Raw genomic sequence first — 20829 nt, forward strand, 5'->3', positions numbered from 1 at the left:
GGAATGATGAGGGGAACAGGGGGCAGCACACGGGGTTGGGCAAGTCGGACCCTGATCTCAATCGGTGTCCTTGTGGTTATGTCCAATATCGCCTGGGGGTTGGATACGCAGGACATCACGGTTGACTGGACCGAAGCCGGCAAGAAGCTTGCCGCTGAGCGAGTCGCGAATTGGAAGACGAAGGCCGAAATGGTGATGGTCCCAGCGGGAGAGTTTCTGATGGGCAGCGATAAGAAGACGGATCGACTTGCCTATCGGAGTGAGATTCCTCAGCGGCGTGTCTACCTTGATGCCTTCGAGATCGGCAAGTACGAAGTGACAGCGCTCGAATATCTGAAGTTTGTATTGGCCACCAACCGATCTCCCCAACTCGATTGGCGCTATGATGGAGGCAACTTCCAAGAGTCGATGGCCCACCATCCGATCATGCATGTCACGTGGCATGACGCCGACAACTACTGTAAGTGGGCAGGCCAGCGGTTGCCGACAGAAGCGGAATGGGAGAAGGCGGCGCGCGGGGTAGATGGTCGGCTTTTCCCATGGGGTCAGGAGTATGCGGGACCGACGCGGGCCAATTTCGGACGGACGGGTCTTTCAGGGCCTGTCCGCGATCGTCCTGAGCGATTGCTACTCTACCCCCCGATTATCTCGGTCGATAAGTATGAGAATGCAGTCAGTCCCTATGGGCTCTCTCAGACGATCGGTAACGTCGCAGAGTGGGTGTCCGACTGGTACGATCAGGACTACTACAAGAAAGCGCCGGATCGAAATCCACAAGGGCCGGAAACTGGAACACAAAAAGCATTTCGTGGCGGCGGTTGGATGGACAGCACCACAACGATGAGAGTCGCAATGAGGAACGGGACCGATCCGAACACGAAGATCAATTGGTTGGGATTTCGTTGTGCGAAGTCGGTGTCCGGCGATCAGTCATCGAATAAAGTTTCTCACATGGCAGATGAGTCGTTGACCTTCGAGGCGAGGCGCTGACCGATCATACCACGCGGTGCGTGATCGGGTCTGCTTCTGTTCGGCGAGCAATTCTATAGGATGGTAGTTCATTGAGCGAGTAGGGGTAGGAGTGTCTATGTTACGCACGGGATTCGATTCGTACATCATGTGCCTTGCAGCGACCAGTCGGCGTCCGGCAGCCATTGTGCTCGCGGTCCTGCTTCAGGCAGGCGTACCGCATCTAAGTGAGGGAGCGCCGGGAGGCAAGACAGAGGTATTGCCCGTGGAAAAAGCTGCGCCCGCTGCAGTGGTCATCGAGGCTGCCGGGACTGAGCAAGAGTTGAGGCGCCAGATGAGAACAAAGACCGGTGTGTCGGAATTGGAAAATGGTGCAATTCGGTTCTCGCAGGCACCAACGGGAAGTTATGGGTTCATTGCTCCCAAGCAGCTTGGAATGGCATTGGTGACGCAGAGTCCGGATTTAATGTTGGAGCGGATGTCTTCCTCGTCTGGATCCTATGAAATTCATAAGCTCGCCGATGGGAGCGGACTCCTGGTTGGTTTTGTGGGAAACGAGACTGTTCCCCAGATCAGGGCGGGCGAACGTCCGAAAAGCGTACGACTGTCGCTGTATTCAAATCCTTCCGATAACGCCACGATTATTGCCGCAGTTCCGCTCATCAAGCTCATGGTGGACCAAATGCCGCGCCAGAGTGAGTCTCACAAACGAGATGGACCCGTTGTACTCGATATGGATTTGCAAGGCACCGCCAACAGAAAATCACCCGTCGCGAAGTAGCCACTGGAGTTGCGCGATGGTCGCGATGAAAGCCTTGACACTGCAGGTGAAGTTAAGTATGGTGCAGTCCTCAGTTTTTCGTTTATTGATGTCAATTTCAGATGTAACTCATCAGTGAGGTTTGCAGCCTAATCAAAGAGTCTTCATTGAATTCCCCAAAATAATCAAGAGAAAGGGTGGGTTGCTTCGGTAGCCGCCACGACTCACTATTCAACTTAGCAAGGAGGTCGGTCCATGCTTTGTTTCGGTTCACCTTACAATAGACTCTTGCGCTCGCTCGCTGGTATCGCACTTCTCGTGATGCCGGCAGTGACGAATGCCGAGAGCTCTTCGCATGTCGCGATGAATCATCAGCTGCCGGCTTGGGCTGAACAGCTCAAGGGGCAGACGATTGTTGAAGATGCGATGTCTGGCCGCGCAGATCGATCTGCAAAGGTTGAACAGCAGCACCAGCGCATCATGGATCATATGTCCAAGGATCCGCAGGTGCAGGCGGTGAATACCGGCATGTACAACACGTCCGCGATGATGCACCAGTACGGAGCTGGCGGGCAGGATCTGCTGCTCATGTCTGATCCTCGGGTAGAACCAGTGGCTGCGACTGGAGGCGGGAAGTGTCCGGCTACTGCGCCAGTGAAACAGTATAATGTTTCCGCGATAAACGTCGAGATCACACTCAATCAGTGGCTCGATTTTTATCCCGGCTACATGTATGCGTTGGACGAAGATATCGACAAGGTGAGGGCTGAGGAAACAAAGAACAAGGAAGCACGGGACAAAGAAGGGTTTGATCCAGGGGCGGTAATCCCCGGTGTGCAAGCGCAGTGGATCCAGCCCTTGACGATCCGTGCGAATCAGGGCGATTGTGTGAAGATTAAGCTGAGCAATAAGTTGGAGGGTGGCGAGGAAGTCAGTCTCCATATCCACGGTTCGTCGATGGTTGTGAGTAAGACAGGAGCGGCGGCCACCACGAGTAACGCTGATGCCATCGCTGCCAAGGACAAGCCGGTGGATTTGGAATGGTACATCCACCCTGATCTGCAGGAGGGCGTTCGTCAGTTTCATACATATAGCAACGATCGTGAATTGACGGTTATGGGCATGTTCGGTTCTTTTGTCGTGGAACCCAAAGGCTCCACCTACTGGGAACCGCTCGGAACTGGAGATGCGACTCCGGCCACCAGTGGCTGGCAGGTTATGATCAAGAACGGAACCGGTCCTGACTTCCGTGAATTCGTGTTGTATTACCACGAAGTCGGCGACGAAGCCTTCCGCCCGCTCAACAAGAAAGGCGATTTCTTGCCGCAACGTGATCCGTTGACGGATACGTACCGTCCAGGTGGCCGCGCGATCAACTATCGAAGCGAGCCGTTCGGTATCAACAACATGCACTTACAGCATGAATACTTCGGGTTTGAGGACGAGTCTATGGGGTATAGTTCCTATACCTTCGGCGACCCCTCTCCAACGATCCCTCGCTCCTACATCGGTGACCCGGCGAAGTTCCGTCTGGTTCACGGTGGGTCTGAAGTGTTTCATAGTCACCATCCGCATGGTGGATCCATTCGATGGCCACGGAGCCCGCGAGCCATTGATGACATGAATCTCTGGGCCACGGCGATGAATGGTCCGGTCAAGTATCCGGTCATCCGCGCCAAGACCGACCGCGTCGATGTGGAAGTTGTCGGTCCGTCCGAAGCCTTGGACCTGGAGACAGAGTGCGGATCCGGTCTTTGCCAACAGTTGGCCGGTGATTTCCTGTTCCATTGCCACGTGGCGCATCATTACGTTTCCGGTATGTGGGGATACTGGCGTGTCTACAACACCATTCAGCAGGGCGAGATGCGGAACGATGTGATGCCGGATTTGCGCGAACTGCCGGATCGCAAAGGCCGTATCAAAACACCGATTTCATCGGACAAACTCGTCGGTCAAACGGTTGATTGGTTCGGTACTCAGTTCAAGATCATCGAGAAGGGGAAGAGTAATTGGAAGGGCAATCCCGCCACGATTACGATCAAGGATTGGGTGGCGATGCAGTTGCCGCCGGCCGGGAAGCCTGGCCATAAGGAAGACGAGAAGGGGCAGATTGTCTCCTATGATGCGACGGTGTTGGATTGGGCTTGGGAAGGCAATCGTGCGATGAGCGAAAAGGAAAGTACGATTGTAAATCCTAAGTATGTCTCAAGCCATCCGGGTAAGCGGCATCCCATCATGTTTGAGCCGTTGACAGGGAAGGTGGCGTGGCCCCATCTCACCCCGCACTTTGGAAAACGGGTCATGTTTTCCCCGAATCACGTCGGGGCACCATGGTTGGAGATGATCCGTCGTGACGACAACGGCGAGGAGAGTCTCGATCAAGCCAAGCCCGGCGAGCAAGGGAATTGGAGCCTCTGTCCGGTGAATGCCGGGAGGAAGAGTTACAATGTTCATTTCATCAAGGTGCCGATCAAGATTGCCAAGGCGCAAGGGAACGAACCGGCCGTCATTGATCAGAACGGTTTGATCTACGTCTTGCACGAAGAGGAAGCTGCGGTTCGTGCCAACGACGATCTCAAGTATCCGTTGGTCGTACGAGGGAACATTTATGACTGCGTGGATTGGACGCTGACAAGTGAGTGGGATGACGATGATTATACGAATTTCCAGGCGTCAAAAATTAACACGCATTGGCACTTCCTCCAGTTTGATAATCAAGCGTCGGACGGTGTGATCACGGGCTTCTCCTATGAACAGTCCGTTCGTCCGTTCACGATGCTTGAGAAAAAGAATCCGAAGGGGCTTCCCGCGCCGATGAATACGGTGTTGACCTCGGCTGTGAAGAAGGGCGCGAAAACAATCTCGGTGAAGAATGCCAAACAATATCACGTCGGAACCTTGATCATGGTCGGCGCCGATAATGTGAAGGGGAACGAGATTGCACGTATCATAGCTATCAAAGGCGATCAGCTTACGTTGTCCAAGGGGTTAAAGAGCGATCACCCCGCCAGGGACATTGTGACGGTTGAGTTTGTTCGTCAGCGTTTCTGGGTGGATGCGGATGTGGGGACGGTGTTCTGGCATGACCACGCGTTCGGGGCGACGACCTGGCCACATGGCGGGTTCGGGACCTTTATCGCAGAGCCTGTCGGGTCAACCTATCATGATCCTGCGACAGGAAGAGAGATCCGCAGTGGCCCTATTGCGGATATTCACACAAACGAACCTGTTGGCCATGGAGTGAACAACAGCTTCCGTGAGTTGATGGTTCAGGTCCACGATACGGTACCGCACACCGTCAATATCGTCACGGCAGGGAATCCTCCGGGGCAACCAATCGAGGTCGCCTTGGAAGCAGGTAAGACGGTCTCGTTTGTGATGCCGGAAAAGATTTACATGACGCCGATGCCCTTCTTGAACGGGGGTACGCATACAACCGGCAGTGGTTTGAACTTCCGTGCCGGTCCAATCGCGCAACGGTTGGCGACCAACCCGGATGTTTCGCAAATCTTCAACAGCCAGATCCATGGAGATCCCTACACGCCGCTTCTCAGGGCGTATACCGGCGACACCATGGTATTTCGACTGTTGCATACCTTGATGAACGAGACGATGACCTGGACTTTGTCAGGCCATACGTTTTGGACCGAGCGGTATGCACCAGATGCAAACCGGAAGAACTCAATTCACGTGGGTATTGCTGAGCGCTATGATCTCGTAGTGCCGGAAGCCGGTGGTCCTCGTCATCAGGCAGGGGACTACATCCACTTTAACGGTAGATCATCAAAGCTCTCCGAAGGCGGATGGGGGATCGTGCGGGTGTATGATCAGGAACGTCCTGATCTGAAGAAATTGCCTGCCGGTTTCTCAAATAAAGGTGAGATTCCAAAGGCCTTGCCGGTATGTCCAGCTGATGCACCGGTAAAGAGTTTCAATGTGGTTGCCTTGGATTACCCGTCGATGACGTTCAATCCTAAAGCACCTGAGGCGATTGAAGTAGACTTTGAGCGAAAAATACAAATCTCTAATCCAGAGGCGAAGATTTATGCACTGGAGGATGATTTGGCTAAGGTGGCAGGAAACTACAAACCGATGCCGCTCACGCTTCGAGTCAATGTTGGTGACTGTGTGAAGGTGAATCTTAAAAACAAAATGAAGGCGAGTAAGGCTTCATTCTCCGCGATTGGTCTCGCGTTTGATCCAAAGGATTCATTAGGAGCCAATGTCGGGAACAATTCCGGCGATCAAACAATTGCACCCGGTGGTGAACGTCAGTACACGTACTACGCGGATCCATTCAACGGCGAAACCACGTCCCTCGTGTGGGACTGGGGCAACGTCATGACGAATCCACGCAATGGCTTGTTTGGTGCGATCGTGGTTGGTCCGAAGGGATCGAAATACCGTGATCCAAGAACGGGCGTCGATCTGACTAACCGAAACGCCTGGGCAGCCGACGTGATCGTGGACAGGTCCGTTCCTGGGAATGAAATGCGAGCGAACTATCGCGACGTCGCACTGTTTTTCCAGGACGAGGATAACATCATCGGTACGAGCTTCATGCCGTATGTGCAGAACGTTGCCGGGTTGACCGGTATCAACTACCGGTCTGAGCCGTATCTCTATCGGCAAGACCAGGGCTGTTCATTGGGTAAGATGTTTCAGCCATGCAAAGCGGATAAGCCTGAAGATCCGGGTACACCGATCATCGAGTCGCATGCCGGTGATCCAGTGCGTATTCATGTCATCGGGGCAAACAATGAGCAGAATGGCATGTTCAGCGTTGAAAAGCATGAATGGCCGATTGAACCATTTATGCGCGGCGCAGACCAGATCAGTGTTGTGGAATTCTCCGGCTCCGAGGTGCTCGATGCCTTCATTCCTTCGGCTGGAGGGCCATATCGATTGGCTGGCGACTATGTGTATAGCAACCAGCGGCTACCCTATTCTCAGTCCGGGCAATGGGGATTCCTGAGGGTCTTGCCGAACGGCGACAGCAGGATTCAGTCGTTAAACGGAAGTGGAGTTGGGTCAAAGCATGCCGAGGCGAATCATGAGCCAAAGGTACTTCCGACGGCGATAAAATAGAACGATTCGCACATCGGTTTCGGAACGAGGGGAGCCGTGCTATGAGCACGGCTCCCCTGTTTTTTGTGCTCATCCTCGTAGTGCGCTGATATTGTGTGGGACAATCGGTATAATAAAGTGACTATTTCGGAGAAACGATTCCGTACTCACTCAAACGATCGGTTCGGCCGTCGAAGAGGATTTGTAAGGCTGGCGATAGTGGACTGTACGTCTACTCGGTACGATATCAGCCACATGAAGGGATTCAGCATCGGATTGGTGATTTAAGGTTTAGATTCGACTAGTTACCGACTAGAAGGAGAGAGAGTTGGGCACAAGACGCGTAATCATCGCCTTTGGCTGGGGAATCTTCACGCTGTTGCTGGGACTTGGCTCTGTGTATTCTTATGATGTGATAGAGGTGGAGCATGGGGGTACAATTGAAGGTACGATTACCCTCGATGGAGTGGTACCGGAACCAAAGGGGTTCAATCTCATTACCTTCCCAGACCCAATGTATTGTGGGCGTATTTCCAATGGGCGTGGATGGCGCTTGCTTCATGATTTTGTCGTCAGCCGTCAGGGAGGATTGAAAGACGCCATTGTGTTGCTCGAAGGGATTGAAACCGGAAAGCCCTTTGACCTATCGGTTCCGTTGATAGAAGCGCGGGACTGCATGTTTCAGCCGTTTATGACGATTGTTCGAAATGGGCATGCGGTGGAAGTAATCAATATGGACCCCGTCATGCATGATATTCAGGGCTATGAGACGTCGCCTGAGGCTGGTGCGCGTGTATTATTCAATACGCCTCTCATCATGAACCATCAGCATCATCGAGGCGATCTGCACGCCATGCATAATCATGCGCCCGGTAAGTCCTTGATCGGACCGATCTATCTGAACAAGGGTCGACGGACGTTCTACATGCAGTGTGGCTTTCATGCCTACATGGAAAGCTGGGCGATGGCTGTGAACAATCCCTACTATGCTGTCACCGATGCGGATGGAAAGTTTGTGATTGACGGTATTCCGCCTGGTACGTATCAGTTGGTGGTGTGGCACCCACAGACTGGGCCGGGCACGACTAAATCTGTTATTGTTCAACCGGATGGGAAAGTCGTTGAGAGACTTTCTTTGCCGGCTCCGAAAGGAAATCGAACTCCGTATAAAGTGATGGACAATCCCCGGTTTGGTCTTCAGTCTCTTGGGTATACCATCGATATCCGACCGTTGGTTGAAAATCAGCAATAGCCATAGGTGTGTATGCATGCGGCAAGGAGCGCCGGTCGGTTGGTGCTCTCTTTCCTTCTCTATGTTGTGATGACCTCGATCGGGGAGGCTGGCGATACGCTGCCTTTTGAGCCGGAATTTTCCGGTAGCCTTGTGAAACGACTGAACGGCAAGACATACCAAGCCCAGGTATTCGGGAAGGGGGATCGGCTTAGGCTGGAATATAAATACGCCGTTCGAACTGAGCTAGGCTTTTCAGCGCTTGAAATTATCCGAATGGATCTCGGGGAGCGATGGTATGTCCTGCCTCAACAGAAGTACCTCCTGGTCTTGCCTGTCACGGACGACGTCCCATCGATACGCCAGGAGCTAGTGGGGGAGACGAGTAGAAATCCTGTCGGTGATGCGATCGTAGCCGGTCGTGCCGCGCGATTGTTCGACGTCCACGCAGAACGGGATGGAGTATCTGAGCGATTCTATCAGTGGGTTGATGTGGAGGCCGGTGTCGTGCTCAAGTTAGTCAGCCAGGATCGAGATTGGTCATTTGAGTATGAACGAATCAGGATATCGCCGCAGCCGTATCTGTATTTCGAGCAGCCGCCAGGGTATCGAAAACGCCGAAGCGAGACGATCCAATGATAGGAGAGATAGCACAGTGCGTGTTCTGAAGATTCGACGTGCGGTAGCCCTGATCACAAGTCTGATGCTGCTACCTTCCATCTCTGCCCCTTCTTTGAGTGGGGCTGTGCCTGACGTCTCACAGATTCAGAGACACTACGATGCCAAGGAGTATCCCAAAACTCTTGAGGAGTTGGACCGGCTCGATCGGGAAACCGCGAGTGCGCCGGATGTTCGTCGGCTTAAGATTCGTACGTTGCTGAGGCTCGGCAAGCCGAAGGATGCCCTGACAGAATATGACAAGCTGGCGGAAGTTGTGGAGCAGGACGATCAGTCGCTCCTTCGTGAAGTTGCACTTGGATTTGTTGTCATACTCACGAATGATATGCGCGAGCAGATGCGTGGGGCGGCCTACACGGCTCTGAAGGATTGGCATAGTCCTGAATCGATGCCGTTCTTGGAGGGAGGACTGACCGATCAGTCAGGTCTCGTCAGAGCATTAGCAGCTGAGGGCCTTGCGAACTTCGATGCTGGTCGACGCTTACCGAAGTTCCGCCAGGCGCTGGAAGATCAAGCTGCGTTGGTCAAAGAGGCGGTGCTCAAGGGATTTACAAAGTCACATGATGCTTCGGTCATCTCACTGGCTGAGCCCTTGTTGAAGGACCCGGAAGTACGGGTTCGTGTTGCGGCAGCCGAGGTGCTCTGTCATCTCAAGCGGTCGAAGGGATGTGATGTGTTGCTGCGCTATGCCAAAGCACCAAATCCAGATGAACAAACTGCAGCCATTCGTGCATTGGTTGAGCGCCAATCGACAGAGTTGTTCCATATCCTCAAAGATGCGAGTGAAAACCAACAGCCATCGGTGCGTGGTGCTGCTGCGACAGGATTTGGTCGTCTGCCGTCAGCAGAAGCGCTTGTCATACTGAACCGGCTTCTGAGGGATCCGCTTCCTCCGGTGCGAATTGCTGCTGCGGTGAGCTTAGGGAAGTTTCATGGTTTGAACGCTGAAGAGCCCCTACGTAGGGCACTTGTTGAGCGTGATGCCGCTGTCAGAGCGTTCGTGATCGGAGCACTACTCGAGCATGGAGAGCGATATGAGGTAGTGGCCGATTCCGTTCAGACTCTCATCAACGTGAAAGAGCCCGCAGTTCGTGCCGCCGTAGCTCGGGCTCTGGGGCATGCCGGACAAGCTAATCAAGAATCGGCGCGGTCAGCCTTGATGATATTGATTCAGGATCCGGTGCCTCGTGTGAGGATTGCCGCGATTCGGTCGATGGCAAAGATTGAGGGACCACGCGCACGTACGGTTCTCAAAAATAGTTTGCATGACGAAGATGATGCAGTTCGAGCGACGGCAGGAGGCGTACTGCTTACTGCCTTTCCCCTGGCTGAATAAACGGCGGAGTGTGTATGGCTGTAGGTATCGATGTTCAGGGAGATCGGGGGCTGTAGAAATTCCCTGGAAGGAGCTATTCAGATGTTGATTCGATATATGACCTCCTCAATCATGTTCGTCCTCGTTCTCGGTCTCTCGCTTTCATTTGCCGAAGATGGAATCTCGAGCAATGAAACTCAGACGCCATTGAGTAAGGATGGCGCACCGACGGTGCTCGTTCCTGCCGGATTATTTCCCATGGGGGTTCCTCCCGGAGACCGTGATGGGGGGCGGGATGAGTATCCACGTCACGAGGTCTTCTTGGATTCATTTTTGATCGATCAATTCGAAGTGACGAACGGTCGCTATCTGGAATTCGTCAAGAGCACCGGCCATCGTGTCCCACAGAACCCAACAAATCCTACGAGAAATCTTTGGCAAGGTGATACCATCACAGAGTCACTTGCTGAGCGTCCTGTGATCAACGTTGATTGGTTTGATGCAGACGCGTATTGCAAATGGGCTGGCAAACGACTTCCCACGGAAGCCGAGTGGGAAAAAGCAGCAAAAGGGACATCCGACCGACGGTTCGTCTGGGGAAATGTCGAGCCGACTGCAAAGCATTTGAATTATAACCAGCGGTGGATCGGCGAAAAGACACTTATGCCGGTCGGCAGTTATGAAGCGGGCAAAAGTCCTTATGGTGCGTATGACATGGCCGGCAATGTGTGGGAGTGGGTGAATGATTGGTATGATGCTCGGTACTACGAGAAAAGTCCTGAGAGGAATCCGAAAGGTCCTGAAACCGGGTTGAAGAAAGTCATTCGAGGAGCTGGTTGGCAGAATGAAACACCGACGGTCCGAATCTTTACCCGTGTCGAGAGTGACCCGACTATGCGCAATGAGTCCACAGGCTTCCGATGCGCCACAGAGGGCGTGAGGAAATAGGAACCGGAGATCGACTCTGTCGTCATCCCGAGGTTCAAGAGAGCAGACCGTTCATCTCACATGTGCACTAACACCGCATCTCCTGTGAGACCGGACCGTTTCCATTCAGGAGAACCAGGGGAAATTCGTACCTATTGCGTAGGTTCCTGTGAGGGTTGTACATCCCGTGCGCAGCGAAAGCCGAGCCAGTTCATCTTCGTGCTTGGATCAGTCCCATTCCGTTGAGCCACTCGGACACTTGGTGTGCTATCGATCCAGCTTCCGCCACGAAAACTCCGTTGAGACCCCTTGTCCGGTCCTTTTGGATTTCGGTTTGGTGCGGTAGCATAGTATTTAGGATCATACCAATCGGCTACCCATTCAGCCACATTACCGGACATCTGGAAGACACCGTATGGACTGACGGCATTGTCATACTTATCAACGGAGATGATCGGCGGATAGAGCAAGAGTCGTTCTGGGCGATCACGTACGGGACCGGATAGGCCCGTCCGACCAAAGTTGGACCGTGACAAGCCTGCGATCTGATTTCCCCAGGGATACAGCCGTCCATCTTCTCCTCGGGCGGCTTTCTCCCATTCAGCTTCCGTGGGGAGTCGCTTGCCGGCCCACTTACAATAGGTTTCGGCATCGGCCCAAGACACGTGCATGACTGGATGGTTCGTCATGGTTTCCTGAAAATTGCCGCCGTCGTATTGCCAATCGATGAGCGGTGGGAGATCATGTGCCAGGATAAATTTCAGAAATTGGACGGTCGTTACTTCGAACCGATCAATTTCGTAGGAGTCAAGATAGACGGTCCTCTGAGGGAGTTCGGCTTGATAGGCATTCCGATCGGCCCTCTTGTCGCTTCCCATGAGAAACTCACCGGCCTGAATCAACACCATCTCGTCATGAGCCGGCAGCTTGGCCCGTTCCTCCGCAAGCTTTTTCCCTTCGGGTGTCCATTGTCGGACGACATCGGCCACGTCCAATGCGAATGCAGCACTTCCGGTGATGAATCCCATCAGCACAACGCTTACGATCACTGCTAACAGGTGCACGGCCCATCCTCCTTGTTCTCTGATATCGTTATGTTACAGGCCAGGACCGGTCTGTTCCGGCGTCGGGGTATCGAATCCTTCCAATGGTTGGAAGTTGACCGGTAGGTTGAAGAGATAGTCTGATACCGACCGCATTTTGACATGGTGATATTCCACGATCCAACTGCCGTCTTTTTTGGCCAGCTTCATGGGAAAGTGAATATCGCTAGCCAGCCATTGGTAGTACTCGTCGATGCGCTCCCCTTGTTTTGTTCTGACCTCATAGAGGATCGTGGGGTGCCCTTCTCGCATTTCCGTGCCGATTTCCTCACGAGAAACTTCTCCCTCTAGGCGCTCTTTGACCATGAGATCCTGGTCAGGACTATAGGGGACAGACTTGAAATGCTTCATTCTCGACAGCAGCAGCCACACCACCTGTTTATCCTTGCGCACGATGCTGACGTTTACAGGCCCCATGGTATGGTGCTCGATGCGCCACATTGCATCACGGTAGTAGATATAGGCCTTCCGTGTTTTTCCGTCGATCTTGATCACTTGGTCTGCGGTAAATTCGAGCGCGAATGCCGACTGCCAGGGCATCAGCGCATACCACATCAGTGAGACGGCAATCCACAGCAGACGCATGGCGCGAAATCCTACCATACTGGTCTGTGCATTTTCATTTCGTGCCATTGAGTGCATGAGTCGATTGTTTCACGGAGATAGGAGTAGGGGCTAGGGGGACGGTGTCACAGGCGTCCGTGCACATCGAAAACCAATCGCGGCGGAACGTTGATGGGGAGAGGCGCCGCCCCTTGTTGCTGTTCTCAGCATCACTCGCTTACTTTTCCACGAACCTCCACGGACGCTTTTGTAGCGTCCGGTGGTCGGACCGGGGGGATTACGATCCGGCATGTAGGCATAATAGTCAAACCCAAACCAGTCATGCACCCACTCTGCCACGTTTCCCGCCATATGGTGGATTCCATAGGGACTCTTGCCCTCTTTGTGAGAATCGACCGCCGCGAGAATGGGAATTTCATGGACGTGATGTTGCCCGAACATGGCCAGTTTTTGGTTGGGCATCGCGTCACCCCACGGATAGAGATTACCCTCCGGCCCTCGCGCGGCCTTCTCCCATTCGGCTTCTGTGGGCAGTCTCGCGTGCCTGACGGAGCAAAATTTCGCGGCTTCATCCCATGTGACGTACAGAGCGGGCCACCGTGTGAGAGCTTCGTCCTGGATGGAATGGATCGTGATGACATGCCATAGCAGTTGCTGCAACTCGCTCGAGGGATACGTTTTCTGTTGATGTAAGAAGGCCAGGTATTCCCCGAGACTCACCTCATCGCGATCGAGTTCATATGCGTCCAACCAGACGCGGTGTTGAGGAAGTTCGGTATCATCAAACTGTGTCCACCTCCCATACGGATCACTATCAACTCGTTTACTGCCGATCAAAAATGGACCGGCTGGAATAGCCACAATCGGTGAAGGTTGGGACAGGTTTGCGATGACAGTGAGATGACGGGCTAGTTCCGGAGAAGGTTTTGATTCTGCCTGCACGACGGTGGAAGTTCCGATGAGGAGGAAAAAGGAAATGAGTGTCGTGGAACAGGTATGGTAACCCAGCATATACAGTCCGACCGTGAGTCCCCTTAGCAGAACCGGGCGATAGACATTCGCCGTTGATGACTGGTCATCAGGCGGTTTACCCAGCTGGGCTCAAGCTACCACAGAGGTCGGCTCGACTGCATCTATATGAGTGAGGACGATCGCAGAAGAATTTACTCATCAAGTGCACCATGCCACGGCGCGAGGTCTGCGCGAACGTGTGTCGAGTCGATGTCGAGCTGATCTTTCATCTCGTCCTAGGGCGTATCATCAGTTAGCGGCGGGATAATGGTCCGGATTCACAAACGCGTCTGCGAGTGATGTCCTATTCAGAGGCCCGGGGAGGGGCTTCTGGATGGCACGGCGCTAGGCGGTACGTGATGACCAGGGGAGCACATTAAGGATGTTCTGCCTGACCGTGCGGGCCATGTCGGGGGGACGGCCAACGAGAACGGGCGGTTTGTTGAAGCGGTGTTATGTCGTTACCGTGCCGGGATCGCATGGCGTGATCTGCCGGAGCGGTTCGGAGACTTCCGGGTGATCCCTACGCGCCACACCCGCTGGAGCCAACGGGGCGTTTGGCTGAGGATTTTTGAACAACTCGCGGAGGAGGCCGATAACGAATAGGTGTAAAAACTAGCGTTTTATCTTTCAGACAGTGCCTGATTCTTGAGTGAACCCGGCTGTTGCATTTTCAGCGTTGTCCGTTTCAGCTATGGGGCCACAAACGCGACAATCCCCTTAACTCAGGCCGTGATACAGTAGGCCGCTGTAAGGATGGCACGAGTCGGAATGATTGAACCGAGGAGACGATTTTCGATGAAATCTGCCACTGTCTGACAGATCAAGTCTTGAGTTCTAGAGAATAGGCGATGATTGATTCCACCATTCTTCGTGCCCACCAGCACTCAGCTGGTGCAAAAGGGGGGGGACAGGGTAACGGAACGCATCGGGCGCTCAAAAGGCGGATTGACGACAACAATCCATGCGTCGTGCGATGCGCTGGGCAAGCCCACGATCTGGCAGGAGTTGATCGGCTGCTCCCTACTCTCCTTGACACCATTCAGGCATTGCGGGGGGGATAAAGCGTACGATGCGCAGGTGCGAGTCCTCGACCTGCTGGCAAACGCGGGCATCAAAATCGTGATCCCGCTCACATCAAACCGTACGGAACCGCGCGAATACGATCAGGAGCTGTATAAGGCCAGACATTTGATCGAGAATTTCTTTGCCAAACTCAAGCAATACCGCGCGATTGCCACCAGATACGACAAACGCGCCGCCAACTTCCTCGGCGCCATCTATCTTGCGGCCTCGGTCATATGGCTTAACTGATGACACGCCCTAAACACAGCTAGGGAAGGTCTGATTTATTCCCCGGTGGTGATGTGCTATGAGGAATGGCGCATTGAACAGGAGCCACACACATGCACCAACAGACCTTTGCCGAAGTCTCATTCGAACAGTATCGTAAGCCCACTCGCCGCGAGCAGTTTCTCAACGAAATGAACCACGTGGTGCCGTGGGCGGAATTGGTGACGGTCATCGAGCCGGTCTATCCCAAGGCCGACGGCCCGGGGCGTCCGCCGGTGGGTATTGAACGCATGCTGCGCCTGCATTGTCTACAACAGTGGTTCAACTTGTCAGATCCGGCCGTAGAAGAAGCGCTGTACGACTCCCGCGCCATGCGGCAATTCGTGGGGATTGATCTGGGACGCGAACCCGTGCCCGATGAGACCACGATCTGCAAGTTCCGACATCTCTTGGAAGCACACCAACTGGGCCAGCGACTCTTTGCACAAATCGGGACGTATTTGGCCGCCCAGGGGTTGAAGGTCAGCCGGGGCACCATCGTGGATGCCACCATCATCAGTGCCCCCAGTTCGACGAAGAATCGCACGAAGGAGCGAGATCCCGAGATGCATCAGACCAAGAAAGGGAAGCAGTGGTATTTCGGCATGAAGGCGCATATTGGCGTGGATAGCCAGACGAAAGTCATTCATTCGGTGACAGCCACGGCGGCCAATGTGCACGATAGCCAAGTGCTGCCGAAATTACTGCATGGCGCGGAGACACGGGTATGGGGCGATGCGGCCTACAGCGGGCAACGCGGCGTCATTCGGCAGCACGCGCCCAACGCCAAAAGTTTTATCCAGACCAAAGCGCATCGGCATCGGCCGCTGAGTGAGGAGGCGCTGGCTCGCAACCGCACCAAGTCAAAAGTCCGAGCAAAGGTGGAGCATGCGTTCTTGGTGATCAAGCGGATCTTCGGCTGGGCCAAGGTCCGGTACCGGGGACTCGCGAAGAATACTCACTGGCTCCAGATCAGTTGTGGCTTGGCAAATCTGTATGTGGTCCGTCGTCGGCTGTTGGCCGGGACATAGGGACCGTGTGTCCACAGAGCTGCAGTGGGCCAGCGGACAGTGGGGGCACCCTACGAAAAGGATCCAGAACTAAGCGGATTTCCCCTGATGGCCACGTCACAAACAGATTTCTGAGCAGAAACGTGAATTAATCAGACCTTCCCTAGGTAATCTTGTTCGAATTTGAATGGGGCGGTGCTGTCCCATTCGGTTACTTCTCGCACACCACTACTATCTCCTTCTGATTACAGGGTTTTGTGACCACCGATGATTTTAGGGGGCGTCCGTATCCCATTGAATCATCGACCGATGGAATGTTCGCAGCGTAATCTCATTTAAATATCTAGGTTCGGCGTGCCTCGAAAACAGGAATGGGACTTGCTGTTGTTGGAAGGAGGGAAACAGGCCGGTGTCTCCCAGCATGTTGATTTGTCCGATGGGGGAGGGAACGGTAGGATTGGCCTCCTCTCGCTTCCTCCGTGATGAGCGGGCCCCCATCGGACTCATAAATGGTTATGACAACATGGCTGGTCTTTCTTGTATGCAACATGGGTGTTTCACCGATCTGGGAGAGGAGGCTAAACGTATGGGTATTTCAAGAGGGCATGTATGGCCGAGGATATTGGGGATTGCAGCCAGCTTCATAGTGCCTTTGGCAGTATCGATGGCGTGGGCTGCGGAACAGCATGGTCACCAGGGCAGCGCGGAGCAGGCATCTGCGAAAAAGGTGATCTATCGTGAAGGCGGGGCAGTCCTTCATGACCGCATGATGGACGAAATCAAGCGGCAGCAGGAATTCATCGGAAAGAAGGGAAGGTACGACACAAGTGCCAACAGCCACATGATGCAACAGGGCGTGTTGCTGGTAGCGGATGATCCGGACAAAGTCTCGGTCACCAACGGACAGCGCTGTCCGGCGACTGCACCCATCAAGGACTACCACGTCACCGCGATCAACATTGAAATCACCCTGAGCCGGTTTCTTGATTACTTCCCAGGGTACATGTATGTCCTGAACGAAAATCTGGATAAAGCACGAGCCGAGGAGACGGCGAACAAGGAAGCACGGGAAAAGGAAAACGATCCCGGCGCCCTGTCGAACGGTCTGCAGGGTGATGTGATCCAACCGCTCGTCATCCGGGCGAATCAGGGTGATTGTCTCAAGCTGACCCTCCATAACCAGATTGCCGATGAGCCGACCAACCTCGTCATCAACGGGTCGTCGATGGTGATTTCATCCACCGGCAAGCCGGCAACCCCATCGAATCCGGATACGACCGTGGCGGTGGGGAAACAGCAAAGTTTTGAATGGTACATCAAGCCGGATACACAAGAGGGCGCACGGTTTCTCCGGTCACATGCCTCACGTGAACAATTCAATCTTGGATTGATCGGCATGTTGGTCGTTGAGCCACGCGGCTCACGCTACCTCAGTCCGTTCGATGGAAAGCCGATGGCGAGCGGCTGGGAAGCCATGATCGAAGATCCGAACGGGGCGGATTTTCGTGAATTCGCGATCTTTTATCATGAGGCAGGCGATGAGGCCTTCAGGATTTTGAACAAGAATGGTGAGATGTTGCCGCAGCGCGATCCTCACACCGACTCGTATCGACCGGGAGCGCGTTTGTTGAACTATCGGAGTGAGCCGCACGGTACACGCATCGAACTCCAAGCCCATATGGGGTTCTATGGCGATGAGTCTATGGCCTATGGGTCCTACACATTCGGTGACCCGGCTACGACCATTCCGCGTTCGTATCTCGGTGATCCGGCCAAGTTCCGGATGGCGGGTGGCTCAGAGATCGTGCATTCGCATCACCTCCATGGCGGGTCCATTCGCTGGGCACGTCAGCCCGGGAACAGCAACCTGGATTTTGCTGCTTCCAGTAATGGTCCGGTGAAGTTCCCGCTCATTAGCGACACCTCTGATCGTCTCGACGTGCAGTCCATTGGGCCGACGGAGATTTATGATCAGGTGATCGAGGGCGGTTCGGGAGGACTGCAGGCGTTGGCCGGAGAATTCGTATTCCATTGCCACATTCCGCAGCACTACGTGACGGGCATGTGGGGATTCTGGCGGGTGTACAACACCCTGCAAGCACCAGGGTTCCAGACGGATGTGATGAAGCCGTTGGTTGAATTGCCCGACCGTGTCGGCCGTATGAGGACCGGTGTCGCAAGTGATAAGCTCGTGGGGACGATGGTCGATTGGTACGGTGGTAAGAAATTCGAGATCACCAAGGACAAGTCCGATTGGAAAGCCAACCCAGCCAAGGTCTCCATCAAGGATTGGGTGGAGATGCAGGTGCCGCCGCAGGGCAAGCCGGGGCACAAGAACACAGAGAAGGAACAGACCCTGGCCTACGACTCGACGGTCAATGACTGGGCTTGGGACGGAATGAAAGCGCTGAGTGAGCCTGAAACGACGTACGAATGGGTGAACTACAAGTCGTCGACGCCTGGCAAGCGCCAGGAGATTCTCTTCGACCCGCGAAGCGGAAAGCTGTCGTGGCCGTGGCTGCGGCCGCATCTCGGCAGACGAGTGCCGTTCTCGCCGAGCCACAGCGGGGCGCCCTGGTTGGAGCCGATTCATCGTCGTGATGATGGCAGTAACTCAACCGAGCCTGCCAAGCCTGGAGAGCAGGGTCCATGGAGTCTTTGTCCGGAAGGCGCGCCGGTCAAGAAGTTCAACATTCATGCGATCACCTTGCCTATTACCTTGAAGGGGGCGACGGCCAAGACACCGGCGATCGTCGATCCGGGCGGATTGCTTTATGTGCTGCATGAAGAGGAAGCCGAGGTCCGTAAGAATCGAGCGAAGCAGTTTCCGCTGGTCATTCGTGGAAACGTGCAGGACTGTATTGACGTCGTCTATAAGAGCGAGCTGAAAGATGATACGCGGCAAGGGTTCTCCAGCAAGACGAACCTGCATCCGCACATGTTCCAGTTCGACACGCAAGCCTCCGATGGACCCATCATCGGCTTCTCCTATGAGATGTCACTCCGTCCGTTCACGATCTTGAAGGACGAGCACCCAGGCAAGGGTATGCCGGTCCCGATGAACACGACGATCGAGGCGGATGCCGCCAAGGGGGCGACCAGCATCAAGGTCAAGGATGCGTCAAAGTTCCACGTCAAGACGGAGTTGGGCGTGGGAATGGATGAAGTGAATGGATTCGAGTCAGCCCGTATCAGCAAGATCGACGGCAATACGATCACTTTTGAGCGGCCGTTGCTGCATGCTCATAAGAAGGGTGAGATTGCCTCGGTCGAGTGGATCCGCGAGCGCTGGTATGTGGACGCCGACTTCGGCACCACGTTCTGGCATGACCATGTGTATGGTCTCGATTCGTGGGGGCATGGGCAGTATGCTTCATTCATCACGGAACCGCCGCGATCGACCTACCATGATCCGGTCACGGGGAAGGAAATCAGGAGCGGCCCCGTCGCGGACATCCACACGACCGAACCGGTGTCCGCCCATATCAGGGGGTCATTCCGTGAGATCGTGACCCATGTCATGGATTCCAACCCTCGGGCGGCGGAATTGATTACGGCCGACAATCCACAGGCCAGGGTCGGCGCAATATCCGTGGATGGGACGCCGTCGGCGGTCTATCCGGCCAAACTCAATCTGTCGCCGATGAAGTTCTTGAACGGCGGTGAAGCCACGACCGGTGGCGGGTACAACATGCGGGTAGAGCCCTTGTCTGTCCGTTTGGCAAACAACCCGGATCCTTCGAAATTGTTCAGCAGTGTGATCCACGGAGATCCGGATACGCTGATGTTGAGGGCCTATCTGGGCGATCCAGTGGTGGTCAGATTGCTGGAAACATCGGCCAACGAAGTGCATTCCTGGCACCTCAGCGGTCACTGGTTCCCGATGGAGCGCTATAGCAAGAACTCCATCCCCCGCAGCTCGCTACACGTGGTGATCGGGGAACGGTATGATGCGGCTATTCCGGCCGCCGGCGGACCACAACAGATGGCGGGCGACTACCTGTACTATAGCGGTCGGGCGTCGCACTTCGTTGAAGGCAGCTGGGGAATTGTCCGAGTTCTGGACAAGGCGGATGCGACACTCAAACCGCTTCCAGGGCGCAGTGAGATTCCGCAGTCGGCTAAGTCGGTGTGTCCGGCGGATGCACCAGTGAAGAGCTTCAACGTCTCGGCCATCGACAAAGCGATCCGCTACAACAAGGGGACGCCAGGGACGATGGAAGTCGACTTGGAGCGTAAAATGGTACTGGGGAACGAAAGCGGGAAGATGTATGTGCTCGAAGGCGAAAAGACCAAAGTCGCGTCGGGCAACCTTGAGCCAAGCCCGTTGACGCTCCACGTCAACGTCGGTGACTGCATCAAGGTCAATCTGAAGAATGAGATGGCCAAGGACCGCGCAGGATTCCATGTGGATAACCTCGCGTTTGATCCGAAGGAGTCCATGGGCATCAACGCCGGCAATAATCCCGGCGATCAGACGGTTGCGCCGGGCCAGAGTAAGACCTATACGTTCTACGCCCATCCGGAGTTTGGGGAGAACTCGGCTCTGATTCAGGACTGGGGGAACGTGATCGAGAATCCGCGGAACGGACTCTTTGGTGCCGTCATCATCGGGCCGAAGGGGTCGCAGTATCGTGATCCGGTGACCGGCGAGGACCTGGCCCAGAAGAGCTCGTGGAGGGCGGATGTGATGGTCGATCGGACTGTGTCAGGAAACGAAAAACGGCAGAACTATCGCTCGTTTGCGCTCCTGTTCCAGGACGAGGACAATATTACCGGCACGAGCTTCATGCCGTACATCCAAAAAGTGGCCGGCGTGACGGCGGTGAACTATCGGTCGGAGCCGACCGATTACCGCACCG

Annotated in this window: 12 protein-coding genes and 2 pseudogenes; 11 read left to right on the forward strand and 3 right to left on the reverse strand. The window is 54.5% G+C overall.

Annotated elements, in window-relative coordinates:
• Window positions 1-3: 3 nt before the first annotated feature.
• The 7 genes from ACMTNU_RS07560 to ACMTNU_RS07590 all read left to right on the forward strand — a co-directional run bounded on the left by ACMTNU_RS07560 (window position 4) and on the right by ACMTNU_RS07590 (window position 10968).
• Window positions 4-990, forward strand: coding sequence for a formylglycine-generating enzyme family protein (locus ACMTNU_RS07560; RefSeq protein WP_413934621.1), 987 nt, complete (start codon window positions 4-6; stop codon window positions 988-990).
• A gap of 97 nt (window positions 991-1087) precedes the next feature.
• Window positions 1088-1750 carry a hypothetical protein gene (locus ACMTNU_RS07565; RefSeq protein ID WP_413934622.1) on the forward strand — a complete coding sequence of 221 codons (663 nt, stop codon included), beginning with the start codon at window positions 1088-1090 and terminating at the stop codon, window positions 1748-1750.
• 234 nt (window positions 1751-1984) lie between these two features.
• The gene (locus ACMTNU_RS07570; protein ID WP_413934623.1) at window positions 1985-6817 is read left to right on the forward strand and encodes a multicopper oxidase domain-containing protein; all 4833 of its coding nucleotides are present in this window, start codon (window positions 1985-1987) and stop codon (window positions 6815-6817) included.
• Between the two features lie 307 nt (window positions 6818-7124).
• Complete coding sequence (locus ACMTNU_RS07575) at window positions 7125-8048, forward strand: carboxypeptidase-like regulatory domain-containing protein (protein WP_413934624.1); 924 nt, start codon at window positions 7125-7127, stop codon at window positions 8046-8048.
• Between the two features lie 39 nt (window positions 8049-8087).
• Window positions 8088-8666, forward strand: a complete 579-nt coding sequence (locus tag ACMTNU_RS07580; protein ID WP_413934625.1) for a hypothetical protein — start codon at window positions 8088-8090, stop codon at window positions 8664-8666.
• 106 nt (window positions 8667-8772) lie between these two features.
• Window positions 8773-10041, forward strand: coding sequence for a HEAT repeat domain-containing protein (locus ACMTNU_RS07585; RefSeq protein ID WP_413934626.1), 1269 nt, complete (start codon window positions 8773-8775; stop codon window positions 10039-10041).
• Between the two features lie 81 nt (window positions 10042-10122).
• Window positions 10123-10968 carry a formylglycine-generating enzyme family protein gene (locus tag ACMTNU_RS07590; protein WP_413934627.1) on the forward strand — a complete coding sequence of 282 codons (846 nt, stop codon included), beginning with the start codon at window positions 10123-10125 and terminating at the stop codon, window positions 10966-10968.
• 131 nt (window positions 10969-11099) lie between these two features.
• Here the strand turns inward: ACMTNU_RS07590 and ACMTNU_RS07595 are convergent, their stop codons facing one another.
• The 3 genes from ACMTNU_RS07595 to ACMTNU_RS07605 all read right to left on the reverse strand — a co-directional run bounded on the left by ACMTNU_RS07595 (window position 11100) and on the right by ACMTNU_RS07605 (window position 13625).
• Complete coding sequence (locus ACMTNU_RS07595) at window positions 11100-12011, reverse strand: formylglycine-generating enzyme family protein (RefSeq protein ID WP_413934628.1); 912 nt, start codon at window positions 12009-12011, stop codon at window positions 11100-11102.
• 33 nt (window positions 12012-12044) lie between these two features.
• The gene (locus tag ACMTNU_RS07600; RefSeq protein WP_413934629.1) at window positions 12045-12635 is read right to left on the reverse strand and encodes a hypothetical protein; all 591 of its coding nucleotides are present in this window, start codon (window positions 12633-12635) and stop codon (window positions 12045-12047) included.
• A 90-nt stretch (window positions 12636-12725) separates the two neighbouring features.
• Window positions 12726-13625 carry a formylglycine-generating enzyme family protein gene (locus ACMTNU_RS07605; RefSeq protein WP_413934630.1) on the reverse strand — a complete coding sequence of 300 codons (900 nt, stop codon included), beginning with the start codon at window positions 13623-13625 and terminating at the stop codon, window positions 12726-12728.
• A 349-nt stretch (window positions 13626-13974) separates the two neighbouring features.
• Between ACMTNU_RS07605 and ACMTNU_RS07610 the strand changes: the two are divergent.
• From ACMTNU_RS07610 to ACMTNU_RS07625, 4 genes and pseudogenes are all read left to right on the forward strand, one after another.
• Window positions 13975-14225 (forward strand): annotated as a pseudogene (locus tag ACMTNU_RS07610) (transposase); the annotation flags it as partial.
• Between the two features lie 248 nt (window positions 14226-14473).
• Window positions 14474-14939 (forward strand): annotated as a pseudogene (locus ACMTNU_RS07615) (transposase); the annotation flags it as partial.
• Between the two features lie 92 nt (window positions 14940-15031).
• The gene (locus tag ACMTNU_RS07620; RefSeq protein WP_413934631.1) at window positions 15032-15988 is read left to right on the forward strand and encodes an IS5 family transposase; all 957 of its coding nucleotides are present in this window, start codon (window positions 15032-15034) and stop codon (window positions 15986-15988) included.
• A gap of 565 nt (window positions 15989-16553) precedes the next feature.
• The coding region (locus tag ACMTNU_RS07625; protein ID WP_413934632.1) for a multicopper oxidase domain-containing protein at window positions 16554-20829 on the forward strand (4276 nt) is incomplete at its 3' end.

It is taken from the genome of Nitrospira sp. BLG_1, assembly GCF_047338595.1.
Lineage (GTDB): Bacteria > Nitrospirota > Nitrospiria > Nitrospirales > Nitrospiraceae > Nitrospira_D.